Origin of the sequence: Bradyrhizobium sp. CIR48 (assembly GCF_014198315.1) — a bacterium.
Lineage (GTDB): Bacteria > Pseudomonadota > Alphaproteobacteria > Rhizobiales > Xanthobacteraceae > Bradyrhizobium.
Window position 1 is genome coordinate 98,274 of sequence record NZ_JACIHG010000015.1, and the last position, 13,473, is coordinate 111,746.

Here is a 13,473-nt window from a genome sequence, read left to right on the forward strand (position 1 = left end):
CGCGGCGCGCCTGGGAACAACCGGAAATACCTCTCCATTTCAGACACGCAGTACAATTTTTCTTATTCTGCCCAAGCGGTTGCGCCCCAGGGAAAGTTTATTCTACGTCGTATTGCCCAACCGACGAGATCAACCTAAGATTCTCCAGACATGATCGATCCACTCTACGTCGCCTCCGGTTTCGGCGTCGGCCTGCTCGTCGGGATGACCGGCGTGGGCGGCGGTTCCTTGATGACGCCGCTGCTGATCCTGCTGTTCGGTGTTCATCCCTCCACCGCGGTCGGCACCGATCTGCTCTATGCCGCCGCCACCAAGGCCGGCGGCAGCGTGGTGCATGGCTGGTCGCGCAGCGTGCACTGGCCCGCGGTGCTGCGGCTCGCCTGCGGCAGCATTCCGGCGAGCGCAGTGACGCTGCTGGTGCTGTGGAAGCTCGACCTCAGAAGCGATTCCGAGCGCAGCCTGGTCAATCTGGTGCTGTGCTTCGCCCTACTGCTGACCGCGACCTCGCTGATCTTCCGCAAATCCATCATGGAGCGCTATCGCGGCCGGCTCGAGCAGGTCGACGAGCGCACCACCGCGATTGCCACCGTTGTCACCGGCATCGTGCTCGGCGTGCTGGTGTCGATTTCGTCGGTGGGCGCCGGTGCGGTCGGCGTGACCGTGCTGCTGCTGCTCTACCCTCGCCTGCCCATGGCAACCATCGTCGGCTCCGACATCGCCCATGCGGTGCCGCTGACGCTGGTCGCCGGCATCGGGCACTGGGCACTCGGCGACGTGGATTGGGCGCTGATGGGCGTGCTGCTGATGGGCTCGCTGCCAGGCATCATCGTCGGCAGTTACGGCGCGACCCGGGTGCCCGAGACGGTGCTGCGGCTGACGCTTGCCAGCGTGCTGTTCGTGGTCGCCGGCAAGATCATGTTTGCGGAATTGAACCTGTCGTCGGCGTTCGTGACGGCGCTGGCCTGGACGCATTGAGCGGGACGCGGCCGCCTGGTTCTCAGTCTCGTAGGGTGGGCAAAGGCGCAGTTGCGCCGTGCCCACCATTCAGAGGTGGTGGGCACGCTTTCGCTTTGCCCACCCTACGGCTCCTACGGCTCCTCGTTCCGAAGACCCCTACTCCGCCGTCCAGCCGCCGTCGATCGAGAGATTGGTGCCGGTGATCTGGGCGGCATCATCGCCGCACAGGAACAGCGCCAATGCCGCGACCTGCTCGGACGTCACGAACTCCTTGGTCGGCTGCGCATCGAGCAGTACGTCGTTGATGACCTGCTCGCGCGTGAGATTGCGTGCCTTCATCGTGTCGGGGATCTGCCGCTCCACCAGCGGGGTCCAGACGTAGCCAGGGCTGATGCAGTTGCAGGTGATCTTGTGGGTCGCAACCTCCAGCGCCACGGTCTTGGTGAGACCGGCGATGCCGTGCTTGGCCGAGACGTAGGCCGACTTGAAGGGCGAGGCGACCAGGGAATGCGCGGAGGCCGTGTTGATGATGCGGCCCCAGCCCTTCTTCTTCATGCCTGGCACCGCTGCGCGGATGGCATGAAATGCCGAGGACAGGTTGATGGCGATGATCTGGTCCCACTTCTCGAGCGGGAACTCCTCGATCGGCGAGACGAACTGGATGCCGGCATTGTTGACGAGGATGTCGACCGAACCAAAAGTCTTCTCGCCGAGCGCGATCATGCCGGCGATCTCGGCCGGCTTGGTCATGTCGGCGGGCGAATAGATTGCCTTCACCTTGAAGTCCTGTTCGATCTTGGCGCGCTCTTTCTCGATATCCTCCGGCGAGCCGAAGCCGTTGATGACGACATTGGCGCCGGCGGCGGCGAAGGCACGTGCGTAGGCGAGCCCGATGCCGCTGGTGGACCCGGTCACGACGGCATTCTTGCCTGACAGACTACCCATAATCATTCGCTCCTTTTTGGCGGGGGTGCGGTGACGTCCCCCGTGAGATCGTAGGTCACCATGGTCTCGCCGGACTGCGGCCGCTCGAGCCAGTCCTTGTGGCGCATCGACAGATGCACGTCGCGCACGCCGCCTTCCCAATGCTCGACCATGGCGACGTGCGAGAAGTCGTAATCCTTGGACGAGGATTCGTAGTTCTTGCTGCGGTAGATCAGATGCACCACCGTGACCGTGCTCTCGCGCGACACCTTCGCCAGGAATTCGACGGACGGGTCGTTCTTCAGATAATCCGGCAATTTTCCGATCAGGTCGCGCACCGCCCTGCGGGCGTTGTGGATCTGCTTGTTCTTGTCGGTGTTCATCCGCGTGCGGCTGGAATAGCGGATGTCCTTCTCGCGCTCGGCGGCCTCCAGCAGCGAGGTCGGCAGATCGCCGCGCGCGGAAAACAGGTCGACCTGGAAGATCAGCATGTCGCGATCGACCTCGGCATCGAGCACGTAGTCGAGCGGCGTGTTGGAGGCGATGCCGCCGTCCCAATAATGCTCGCCCTCGATCATCACGGAGGGAAAGCCGGGCGGCAGCGCACCGGAGGCCATGATGTGCTCGGGGCCGATGGTCTTGCCGAGCTTCCTGAACTGGTAATTGTCGAAATATTTGAAGTTGCCCGAGGTGACGCCGACCGCGCCGACCGACAGGCGCGTCTTCAAATCGTTGATGCGGTCGAAATCGACCAGACGCTCCAGCGTCTTCTTCAGCGGCGCGGTGTCGTAATAGCTCTCGGCCTGCGGGCTGCCGGGCGGCCAGAGCGGCGCCGGTGGAATCCGCGGCGTGAAGAAGCCGGGCACGCCGAAGGTCGCAATCAGCGCGGCACTGGTCGAATTGAACAGCTCGCGGCTGTGGTCGCTCTTGCCGATCGGTTTCCACGGCACCGGCGCGGAGACCATCTCCCAGAATTCCTTGAGGCGCTTGACGCGCGTCGGGCCCTCGTTGCCGGCGATGATGGCGGCGTTGACCGCACCGATCGAGATGCCGGCGACCCATTCCGGCTCGAAACCGTGGCCGCACAGCGCCTGATAGGCGCCGGCCTGATAGGAGCCAAGCGCGCCGCCGCCCTGAAGGACAAGGACGCGCTGCGCATTCGCGGGGATGCTGGCGGATTCCGGGCTACGATCTGTCATGCAGGAACAATAGCAAAAGGCGAGCCACCGTGGCGACCCTCTGCCGCGGCGTCAATGCATCCCGGGATCAAGTCTGGCTTATCGGGGCTCGGTCGAGGCCAGGATCATGGTCCAGAACACCTTGTATTTGGTGCCGGGAGCATAGCTTGCCGCGATGCCCAGTTTTGTGACACCGCCCTTGAGCATGTTGGCGCGGTGGGGTGGCGAGTCGCGCCAGCCGGAAAACGCTTCCGCCAGCGTATGATAGCCGGCCGAGACGTTCTCGACGGCAATGGTGGCGGGATAGCCGCCGGTGGCAAGGCGCTTGGCCAGCGGCGCGCGGACGTCGTGATCCATCTTGTTGGCGGCGGCCATGGCCTGGGACTGGGATTCGGCGAGCCGCATCAGATCGGGATCGATGACAACGGTGCCGAGGGCGTTGTTCTGGCGGTATTGCGAGATCATGATCGCGGCCGCCTGCGCATCGAGCTTGGAGCCCGGGACCGCCATGTCGGCGTACATCGACGGCTGCTGGACCGGTGCCTCGTTGCCGGCACAGCCGGCAAGCAGCAAAGTGATGAGAATTGCGGCCGCAGCGCGCATGTAGGAGCCCCCGAATGAGGGGCCGTTGTTGCATACCAACCGTGGCTGAAAGGTGAATTTTGATGAAAATCTGCTCGGTGTCATTCCGGGGCAGTGCGCGGCACTAAACTATGGTGCGCAACTGCGCACCTGAGGTCTGGTCCTTCGGACCATCCCGGAATGACGGGAATTTCTACCCCGCAAATATCCGGTAACGGCGCGGCTCGAGGCCGATGGTGTCCCCGGCGCGCAGTTCCTTGTCGCGGGGGGCGTCGATCTCGATGGTTTCGCCGCCTGACAATGCGACCTCGGCGCGCTGCACCGGACCGAAATTGCGGACGTGCTGAACCGCGCCCTCGAAGGCGCCGCTGCCGGGGGGCCCGACCAGCATGTCGTGTCGCCGCACGAACAGTTTTGACGCGCCAGGCGCAAGCCCGTCCGCCGCGAGCCGAAGCGGCCGGTCGCCGAGCCGGATCACCCCAGCTTCGACCTGGACCGGCAGCTCGATGGATTCACCGATGAAGCCGTGGACGAACGCGCTTGCCGGGCTTTCATAGACGTCATCGGGCGAACCGATCTGCTCGATCCTGCCCTTGTCCATGACGACGACGCGGTTGGCGACTTCGAGCGCTTCCTCCTGGTCGTGGGTGACGAAGATCGAGGTGACGTTGATCTCATGATGCAGCGAGCGCAACCATCGGCGCAGCTCTTTCCGCACCTTGGCGTCGAGCGCGCCGAAGGGCTCGTCGAGCAGCAGGATTCGCGGCTCGATCGCGAGCGCGCGGGCGAGCGCAATGCGCTGGCGCTGGCCGCCGGAAAGCTGGCTCGGATAACGATCGGCGAGCCAGTCGAGCTGCACGAGATCGAGCAGCTCTTTCACCCGGGCACGGATCGCGGCCTCGTCCTTGCGGACCGCACGCGGCTGCACGCGCAGGCCGAAGGCGACGTTCTCGAACACGGTCATGTGGCGGAACAGCGCGTAGTGCTGGAATACGAAACCGACATGCCGCTCGCGCGCGCCCTGCGCCAGCGCGTCCTCGCCATTGAAGGTGACCTCGCCGGAATCAGGCCAGTCGAGGCCTGCGATGATCCGGAGCAAGGTGGTCTTGCCGGAGCCTGATGGACCGAGCAGCGCCAGCAATTCTCCATTGTCGACCTTGAGGTCGACGCCGTCGAGGGCGGCAAAACTGCCGAACTTCTTGACGAGATTTTTGACTTCAATGGTCACTGGCGTCGTGTCCTTCGTCGAGGTGACGTTCGAGAACCGTCTTTGCGATCAGCGTGATCAGCGCCAGCATCGCCAGCAGCGAGGCAATCGCGAAGGCGGCGACGAACTGGTATTCGTTGTAGAGGATCTCGACCAGCAGCGGCATCGTGTTGGTCTCGCCGCGGATATGGCCGGAGACGACGGAGACCGCGCCGAACTCACCCATCGCGCGCGCATTGCAGAGCAGGACGCCGTAGAGCACGCCCCATTTGATGTTGGGCAACGTGACGCGGAAGAAGGTCTGCAAGCCGGAGGCGCCGAGCGAAACCGCAGCCTCCTCCTCCTGCGTGCCCTGCTCCTGCATCAGGGGGATCAGCGCGCGCGCGACGAACGGGAAGGTCACGAAGGTGGTGGCGAGCGCGATGCCGGGCACGGCGAACAGGATCTGGATGTCGTGGTCCCTAAGCCAGCTGCCGAAATAGCCCTGTGCGCCGAACAGCAGCACGAAGACAAGGCCGGAGATCACCGGGCTCACCGAGAACGGCAGGTCGATCAGCGTGACCAGGAAGGTCTTGCCCGGGAAATCGAATTTTGCAATCGCCCAGGCGGCGACGAGACCGAAGACAAGGTTGAGGCCGACCGAGATCGCCGCGACGATCAACGTCAGCTTGATCGCAGCCAGCGCCTCCGGCTCGGCGAGCGCGGAGAGATAGGCGAGGATTCCCTTCGAGAACGCCTGCGCGAACACGACCACCAGCGGCAGCACGACGAAGACGGAAAGAAAGATGATCGCCAACGCGATGATGGTGATGCGCACCGCGCGCGGCTCGGTGCGGAGATTGTCTTGCGCCGCCGCCGCATGTGCCCGGGCCCTCGCACGTGCCTTGGCGTCGGGAGCCGAGAGCGACACGGAGTCTGCGATCTGCATCGTCATCGCATCCTCCTCAGCGCGCCGGAATCCGGCTCCGCGCCCAGCGCTGGAGCCGGTTGACGGCGAAAATGATGACGAAGGAGACGACGAGCATGACCACCGCGATGGCGGTCGCGTCGGCGTAGCGGAACTCGGACAGCCGGATCACGATCAAGAGCGGCGCGATCTCGGAGACATTCGGCAGATTGCCGGCAATGAAGATCACCGAGCCGTATTCACCGACCGCGCGGGCAAAGGCGAGCGCGAGCCCGGTGAGCAGCGCCGGCGCAAGCGAGGGCAGGATCACGCGGATGATGGTCTGCCAGCGGCTGGCGCCCAGGCTTCCCGCGGCTTCCTCGATCTCGGGGTCGAGATCCTGCAGCACCGGCTGCACCGTGCGCACCACGAAGGGAATGCCGATGAAGATCATGGCGACGAAGATGCCGACCGGCGTGAAGGCCACCTTGATGCCGAGCGCCGCGAGCGGTGCCCCGAGCCAGCCCTTCTCGGCGAACAGCGCAGTCAGCGCGACGCCAGCGACCGCCGTCGGCAGCGCGAAGGGCACGTCGACGATGGCGTCGAACAGCCGCCGGCCGGGGAAGCGGTAGCGCACCAGCGCCCAGACGATGATGCTGCCCATGACGAGGTTGACGCAGGCCGCCGCGAACGCAAGGCCGAAGGAAACCCTGAGGGCATTCAGGGTGCGGCGGCTGGAGAGGATGTTCCAGAATTGCTCGGGGCTGAGCTCGAGCGATTTCAGGAACAGCCCAGCGAGCGGAATCAGGATGATAATCGACAGCCAGGAAAGCGTCAGTCCCATTGTGAGACCGAAGCCCGGCAATGTCCGGCGTCGTGCTGCGAGTGCGCTCACCAGGCCCCCTGCTAAAGCCCATTAAGACAGCGCCAGATCAGTTCTTATAGATCTGGTCAAAGATGCCGCCGTCGGCAAAATGTTCCTTCTGCGCCTTGGTCCAACCACCGAAAACGTCGTCGATCGTGAATAGTTCGACCTTTGCGAAGGCATTTTCGTATTTTTTGGCAATGTCGGCATCGCGCGGGCGGTAGAAGTTGCGCGCGGCGATCTCCTGCCCCTCCTTGGTGTACCAGTACTGGAGGTAGGCATCGGCGGCGTTGCGGGTGCCTTTTTTATCGGCAACCTTGTCGACGATCGCGACCGGCGGCTCGGCGAGGATGGATTGCGGCGGCGCCACGATCTCGAATTTCTCCCGGCCGAATTCCTTCAGGGCGAGAAACGCCTCGTTCTCCCAGGCCAGCAGCACGTCGCCGACGCCGCGCTCGACGAAGGTCACGGTGGCGCCGCGCGCGCCGGTATCGAGCACCGGCACCTGCTGGTAGAGCTTTCCGATGAAGTCCTTGGCCTTGTCGGCGGAGCCGTATTTCTTCTGCGCAAAGCCCCAGGCCGCCAGATAATTCCAGCGCGCGCCGCCCGACGTCTTCGGGTTCGGCGTGATCACGGCAACGCCCGGCTTGATCAGATCATCCCAGTCCTTGATCGCCTTGGGATTGCCCTTGCGCACCAGGAACACGATGGCGGAGGTGTAGGGTGACGCATTCTGCGGCAACCGCTTCTGCCAGTCCGTCGCCGTGAGGCCCTTGCCGGCGATCGCGTCGATGTCGTAGGCGAGCGCGAGCGTCACCACATCGGCCTGCAATCCGTCGATCACCGCGCGCGCCTGCGAACCGCTGCCGCCATGCGACTGCTTGACCTCGACGCTCTTGCCGGTTTCCTTCTGATAGGCGTTCGCGAACGCCTTGTTGAATTCGGCATAAAGCTCGCGCGTCGGATCATACGACACGTTGAGCAGATTGATGTCGGCAGCGAGAGCCGCGCTTGCCACAAAAACCGTCGCGAGAAGTCCTGCAGCGAGCGGAACGATACGGCGCATCATGTCCATCTCCATTCACTTCGACGACATCGGTGTCAGCGAAGGCAGGCGAAACTCGCGGCGAAACACGCTTAAGTCAACGAAACCGGATTTTCTTGTTCGCAGCGTGGCAGCGTGGCTGTGCTACGAAGTCTTCATCGTGTGGATGCCGCATTCTGTCTTGGCCCGGCCGCGCCAGCGACCGGCACGTTCATCCTCACCCTCGGCCGTTCTGCTCGTGCAAGGCATACACCCAACCGACAGGAAACCGGAGGCGGCGAGTGGATGACGCGGCAATTTGGCGCGGACGAAGATGGCCTCCAGTTCCTCGCGCGAGACGTTGGCGAAGGGGTTGAACTTCAACCGCACGCCATCGTCTTCAACCACCGGAATGTCGGCGCGCGCGTTGCCCTGGAAGCGCTTGCGACCGTTGAGCCAGGCCGAGAACGGCTTCAATGCCCGCGCCAGCGGCTCGACTTTACGAATGCGGCAGCAAGCATCGGGATCGGAGAACCAGAGATCGCGATCGGGATCGTCACGCGACAATGTTTCTTCGGCCGGCTTGATCGAGCGGACGTCCTTCAGGCCAAGCGTCGCGATCAACGTGTCGCGATAGGCCAGCGTCTCCTCGAACAGCCAGCCGGTATCGAGGAAGACCACGGGAATCGCGGGGTCGACATCCGCCATGACCTTCAGCAGCGTCGCCGATTCCGTGCCGAACGACGACACCAGCGTAAGCTTTTCGCGCCCGACCGTCTTCAGCGCCGCGGCGACGATCTCCGCGGGCGAGGCATCGCGCAGCGCGCGATCGAGTTCGTCCGCAGACGGCAGCGCAGAGGCGGACGTCGGCGAAACCTGAGGCGCGATCGCGTTCACGTGCCGACGCCCTCGGAATGGCGCAGCTGCATGCGCCGATGCAAGGCCGTGATGCGGCCGTCGCCGGTCGGCTGGTAGAACACCGAATAGCGCTTGGCGGTCTGCATGAAGGCTTCCGCGTCGGCCTGCTTCTTGACGTCGAAGGAATCGAAGCCGGCGCGCAGCATGAACACGAACTGGTCGCGCAGCACCTGGCCGGTGGCGCGCAATTCGCCGCGGTAATTGTAGCGCTCGCGCAGCAGGCGGGCCTGGCTGTAGGCGCGGCCGTCGCGGAAGGTCGGGAACACCAGCGCGACGACGGCGATCTTGCCGAGATAGGGGACCAGTTCGGCGATGTCGCGGTTGTTCGGCCAGATCACGCCGACCTTGCCGGCGCGTTTGAGCAGCGCGTCGGCCTCGCCGATGAAGCGCTCGGCCGGCACCAGGATGTCGCCGCCCTCGGGCAGCGGCGTGTCGACGGCCAGCTTGACGAAACTGTCGCCCGTGATCTTTCCGCCGTTAACGAGTGGCATAAACGCGCTCCTTGAAGGGTTCGACGCCGAGGCGTTTCACGGTGTCCATGAACAGCTCTTCGGGCCGCTCGCGCAGCGCCAGATAGGCTTCCACGATGTCCTCGACGACGTCGGCGACCTCGTCGAACTTGACGCCCGGTCCAATCAGGTTCCCGAGCGCAGCGTTTTCGTCGGCACGGCCGCCAATGGTGATCTGGTAGACCTCCTCGCCGTTCTTCTCGACGCCGAGAATGCCGATATGGCCGACATGGTGATGGCCGCAGGCGTTGATGCAGCCGGAGATGTTGATGTGGAGCCGGCCGATCAGGTTGGCGAGCTCGTGGTTGGCGAAGCGCCGCGTCAGCTCCTGCGCGATCGGGATCGAGCGCGCATTCGCCAGCGAGCAATAGTCGAGACCCGGGCAGGCGATGATGTCGGTGATCAGGTTGACGTTCGGCGTCGCGAGGCCAAGCTTGTCGAGCGCCTTCCACAGCGCCGGCAGGTCACGCTTGGCGACGTGCGGCAGCGCCAGGTTCTGCTCGTGGCCGACGCGGATTTCGCCGAAGGAATATCTGTCGGCGAGATCGGCCAGCGCATCCATCTGCTCCGCCGTGGCATCGCCCGGAGGCGCGCCGATCGGCTTCAGCGAAATCGTGACGATGGCATAGCCCTGGTTCTTGTGCGGAGAGACCGAGTTCTTGCGCCACGCTTCGAAGTCGGGATCGGCCGCCGCCTGCCGCAGCTCGTCCGGCATGTGCGGCAGCTTTTCGTAGGCCGGATAGGTGAAGCGCGAACGGATGTCCTCGATCACCTCGTCGTCGATCTGGAGCGAGGAGTTGCGGATGTGCTGCCACTCCTCCTCGACCTCGCGGGAGAACTTCTCGATGCCGAGCTCGTGGACCAGGATCTTGATGCGCGCCTTGTAGATGTTGTCGCGGCGGCCATACTGATTGTAGACGCGCAGGATCGCCTCGATATAGCTCAGGATATCGCGGCCGTGCACGAAATGCTTGATGGTCTTGGCGATGAACGGCGTGCGGCCAAGACCGCCGCCGACCAGCACCTCGAAGCCGGTCTCGCCCTTCTCGTTCTTGATCAGGCGGAGGCCGATGTCGTGGATCTTGATCGCGGCGCGGTCGTGGTCCGACGCGGTGATCGCGATCTTGAACTTGCGCGGCAGGAACGAGAATTCCGGATGCAGCGTGGTGTGCTGGCGGATCAGCTCCGACCAGATGCGGGGATCCTCGATCTCACCCGGCGCGACGCCGGCCCACTGGTCCGAGGTGACATTGCGCATGTTGTTGCCGGAGGTCTGCATGGCATGGATGCCGACCTTGGCGAGATCTTCCAGCGCGTCCGGCAGCTCTGCGAGCTTGATCCAGTTGAACTGGATGTTCTGCCGCGTGGTGAAATGGCCGTAGCCGCGGTCGTATTTGCGCGCGACATGGGCGAGCGCCCGCAGCTGGTTCGTCGCCAGCGTGCCATAGGGGATCGCGACCCGGAACATGTAGGCGTGCAGTTGCAGATAGACGCCGTTCTGCAGGCGCAGGATCTTGAACTCGTCCTCGGTGAGCTCGCCGGAGAGGCGCCGCTTCACCTGGTCGCGGAACTCCGAGACGCGCTCATTGACGAGCGTGCGGTCGATTTCGTCGTAAGCATACATAAGAAAGCGCCTTAAACCTGGGCCGACTGTCCGATGGTCACACCGGTGCGGCGGATCTGTTCGCGCAGATTGCCGGGTTCGATCTTGCCATCCGCGCCGACCTGCACCGGGGCGATATAGGGACCGATCGCGCCGACGTCATCGGCGACGGACTCCGCAAGCAACGCCTTGGCCTCGTCGGAGTTGCGCACGATCGCGGCTTCCGACAGGTCCGCAGACCAGCTCTTGGCGGCGGTGCGATAAACCACGATGCCGTCCCAGGTCCGGTTGGCGGTCACGATCGAGGGGCCGGCGATCTTGATCTTCTTCTGTTCAAGCGGCGAGGTCATTCGGCTGCATCCAATAGGTCAGAGATGATTTGCTTTGGGGTTTCGCGACGAAGGGAACCGGCATGCCGGACCACCTCGCCGATGATGAGAATGGCGGGACCGCCGCTGACCCGCCGCACCAGCTCGGGAAGGTCGCGCAGCGTGCCGATCGCGCCTTGCGCATCGGGACGGCTCACGCGCGCGAACACGCCGACCGGCGTCTCCGGCGAACGGCCGGCGGCGAACAGGCCGGCGCGCACTGCGGGCGCGGCGGTCATGCCCATATAGACCACGACGGTCATTTTGGTGTCGGTCAGCGTCGACCAGTCCACGACTTCCGCATCGCGCGCCTTGTGCGCGGTGAGGAAGGTGATGCGGGTCGCTTCATGACGATAAGTGAGCGGCACCTCGAAATCGGCGGCGCCGCCGAGCCCCGCGGTGATGCCCGGAATGATCGAATAGGCGACACCTGCCGCGCGCAGCGCTTCAACCTCTTCGCCGCCACGGCCGAACACAAAGGGATCGCCGCCCTTCAGCCGCACCACCCGCTGGCCGGCTTGCGCGGCCTCGATCATGCGCTTGTTGATGGCGTCCTGGCCGATGCCGGACTTGCCGACGCGGCGGCCGACCGGAACGCGCGTGGTGTCGCGGCGGATGCGGTCGAGAATTTCGCCCGAGACCAGCTCGTCATGGAAGACGATGTCCGCGTCCTGCAATGCGCGCAGCGCCTTGATGGTGAGAAGATCGGGATCGCCGGGACCGGCGCCGACCAGCGCGACCGAGCCTTCCGGCTTGTCGGCGCGCGCGAATTCGGAGGGATCGGCAATTGCCTTGAGCGCGGCATCCGCCTCGCTCCTACGGCCGCCGAGCACGGCGGCGCCGATCGGGCCGTCGATGACGCGCTCCCAGAACCGGCGGCGCAGCGAAAACTCGGTGATGCGCTCGTTGATGGACTTGCGAAAGCCGCCGATGAACTCGGCGAGCTCGCCGATGCGCGCCGGCAGCAGCGCCTCGATCTTCTCCCGCACGCGCCGTGCCACGACGGGCGAAGTGCCGCCGGTACCGACCGCGACCACGACATCGCCGCGATCGACGATCGCCGGAAAGATGAAGCTGGAATGTTCGAGATCGTCCATGACGTTGACGGGCAGGCCGAGCGCCTTGGCGCGAACCGACATCGCCACGCCGACATCACCCGCGCCTGCGCAGACGACGGCGATGACTCCCGCGAGATCGGCAGTGAGCGGATCGCCCGACGCGATCTCGATACGCGCCGCATCCCCGGAGTTCAGGCCCAGCTCATGATTGCCGTCGATCGCATGCACGCGGATGCGCGCACCGGCGGCAGAGAGCACGCGCAGCTTGGCACGCAAAAGCTCACCCGCGCCGATGAGGATCACCGGACCGGCCTTGAGATCGAGAAACACCGGCAAGAACCGCATGCGATACTCGCTTCCCCCACATCCGGGGTTGACTGGAATTATTTTCTATATATGTGTCGTTTCGAGCGCGCAAAGAGAAAATTTTTTCTTCTCTTCCGCACCGCAACTATAGAATTTTCGCCTCCAAACGCAAAGTGGCAGAGATGCATCTTCTCAAGGACGATTCCGCAGCGAGCGGACTGAGCAGCGCGGCCCCGGCCGAGCGCGCACGCACGCAAGAATTTTCTGCTGACCTTGCACCCAGCATGGACCATCTCGACCAGCTCGAGGCGCAGAGCATCTACATCTTCCGAGAGGCGTTCGCCCGGCTGAAGAAGATCGCGCTGCTGTGGTCGCTCGGGAAGGACTCCAACGTCATGATCTGGCTGGCGCGGAAGGCGTTCTTCGGCCGCGTGCCCTTCCCGGCGCTGCATGTCGACACCGGCAAGAAGTTTCCGGAGATGTACCGATTTCGAGATCACTACGGCAAAGAGTGGGATCTCGATCTGCGCGTCGAGCCCTGCCCGCCCATCGATGCCGTCGATCCGACGCTGCCGCCGGCCGCCCGCTCCGCTGCGCGCAAGACCGAAGGCCTCAAGATGGCGCTTGGCAAATTCGGCTTTGACGGCCTGATCGCCGGCATCCGGCGCGACGAGGAGGCAACGCGCGCCAAGGAGCGTGTGTTCTCGCCGCGCGGGCTCGAAGGCAATTGGGACGTGCGCGACCAGCCGCCGGAGTTCTGGGACCATTTCAACGCATCGCCGCCGCAAGGCGCGCATTTGCGCATCCATCCGATCCTGCATTGGACCGAGGCCGATATCTGGGCCTACACCAAGCGCGAGAACATCCCGATCATCCCGCTGTATCTCGCCAAGGACGGCAAGCGCTATCGCTCGCTGGGGGATCAGGACATCACCAATCCGGTCGCATCGACCGCGTCCAACATCGACGAGATCCTGATCGAGCTCGAGCAGACCAAGGTGCCGGAGCGCGCCGGCCGCGCACTCGACCACGAGACCGAGGACGCCTTCGAGCGCCTGCGCGTCGCCGGCTATCTCTGATCTCAGGAC

General features: G+C 64.3%; 14 protein-coding genes. 2 read left to right on the plus strand and 12 right to left on the minus strand.

All coding sequences use genetic code 11. From position 1 onward, the window contains the following. Positions 1–150 precede the first annotated feature (150 nt). Complete coding sequence (locus GGD66_RS35655) at positions 151–975, plus strand: sulfite exporter TauE/SafE family protein (RefSeq protein WP_183261382.1); 825 nt, start codon at positions 151–153, stop codon at positions 973–975. Positions 976–1,113: 138 nt separating this feature from the next. On the opposite strand, the gene GGD66_RS35660 is transcribed toward GGD66_RS35655, so the two are convergent. The 12 genes from GGD66_RS35660 to cysG all read right to left on the minus strand — a co-directional run bounded on the left by GGD66_RS35660 (position 1,114) and on the right by cysG (position 12,424). After that, positions 1,114–1,902, minus strand: coding sequence for a 3-hydroxybutyrate dehydrogenase (locus GGD66_RS35660; RefSeq protein ID WP_018318737.1), 789 nt, complete (start codon positions 1,900–1,902; stop codon positions 1,114–1,116). A gap of 2 nt (positions 1,903–1,904) precedes the next feature. Beyond that, positions 1,905–3,080: a patatin-like phospholipase family protein gene (locus GGD66_RS35665; protein WP_018318738.1), complete on the minus strand. Its 1,176-nt coding sequence runs from the start codon at positions 3,078–3,080 to the stop codon at positions 1,905–1,907. A 78-nt stretch (positions 3,081–3,158) separates the two neighbouring features. Then, complete coding sequence (locus GGD66_RS35670) at positions 3,159–3,662, minus strand: CAP domain-containing protein (RefSeq protein ID WP_183261385.1); 504 nt, start codon at positions 3,660–3,662, stop codon at positions 3,159–3,161. Between the two features lie 172 nt (positions 3,663–3,834). Then, positions 3,835–4,869, minus strand: coding sequence for a sulfate/molybdate ABC transporter ATP-binding protein (locus GGD66_RS35675; RefSeq protein ID WP_179738107.1), 1,035 nt, complete (start codon positions 4,867–4,869; stop codon positions 3,835–3,837). Beyond that, positions 4,859–5,782, minus strand: a complete 924-nt coding sequence (gene cysW / locus GGD66_RS35680; protein WP_018318741.1) for a sulfate ABC transporter permease subunit CysW — start codon at positions 5,780–5,782, stop codon at positions 4,859–4,861. Before cysW ends, GGD66_RS35675 begins: the two co-directional genes overlap by 11 nt. A gap of 10 nt (positions 5,783–5,792) precedes the next feature. Continuing rightward, on the minus strand, positions 5,793–6,578 hold the full coding sequence (gene cysT / locus GGD66_RS35685; protein ID WP_038950061.1) for a sulfate ABC transporter permease subunit CysT: 786 nt from the start codon (positions 6,576–6,578) through the stop codon (positions 5,793–5,795). Positions 6,579–6,666: 88 nt separating this feature from the next. Then, positions 6,667–7,668 (minus strand): sulfate ABC transporter substrate-binding protein, encoded by a 1,002-nt coding sequence (locus GGD66_RS35690; protein WP_183261386.1) that lies wholly within the window; start codon positions 7,666–7,668, stop codon positions 6,667–6,669. Between the two features lie 120 nt (positions 7,669–7,788). Then, positions 7,789–8,520, minus strand: a complete 732-nt coding sequence (locus GGD66_RS35695; RefSeq protein WP_183261389.1) for a phosphoadenylyl-sulfate reductase — start codon at positions 8,518–8,520, stop codon at positions 7,789–7,791. Next, positions 8,517–9,032, minus strand: a complete 516-nt coding sequence (locus GGD66_RS35700) for a DUF934 domain-containing protein (protein WP_179738099.1) — start codon at positions 9,030–9,032, stop codon at positions 8,517–8,519. Before GGD66_RS35700 ends, GGD66_RS35695 begins: the two co-directional genes overlap by 4 nt. After that, the gene (locus tag GGD66_RS35705) at positions 9,019–10,674 is read right to left on the minus strand and encodes a nitrite/sulfite reductase (RefSeq protein WP_183261391.1); all 1,656 of its coding nucleotides are present in this window, start codon (positions 10,672–10,674) and stop codon (positions 9,019–9,021) included. The genes GGD66_RS35700 and GGD66_RS35705 overlap by 14 nt, the downstream gene beginning before the upstream one ends. 11 nt (positions 10,675–10,685) lie before the next feature. Next, the gene (locus GGD66_RS35710; protein ID WP_018318747.1) at positions 10,686–11,003 is read right to left on the minus strand and encodes a DUF2849 domain-containing protein; all 318 of its coding nucleotides are present in this window, start codon (positions 11,001–11,003) and stop codon (positions 10,686–10,688) included. Next, positions 11,000–12,424 (minus strand): siroheme synthase CysG, encoded by a 1,425-nt coding sequence (cysG, locus tag GGD66_RS35715; RefSeq protein ID WP_183261393.1) that lies wholly within the window; start codon positions 12,422–12,424, stop codon positions 11,000–11,002. The genes GGD66_RS35710 and cysG overlap by 4 nt, the downstream gene beginning before the upstream one ends. A 245-nt stretch (positions 12,425–12,669) precedes the next feature. On the opposite strand from cysG, the gene cysD reads away from it, so the two are divergent. Beyond that, positions 12,670–13,464, plus strand: a complete 795-nt coding sequence (gene cysD / locus GGD66_RS35720; RefSeq protein ID WP_026202064.1) for a sulfate adenylyltransferase subunit CysD — start codon at positions 12,670–12,672, stop codon at positions 13,462–13,464. Positions 13,465–13,473 lie beyond the last annotated feature (9 nt).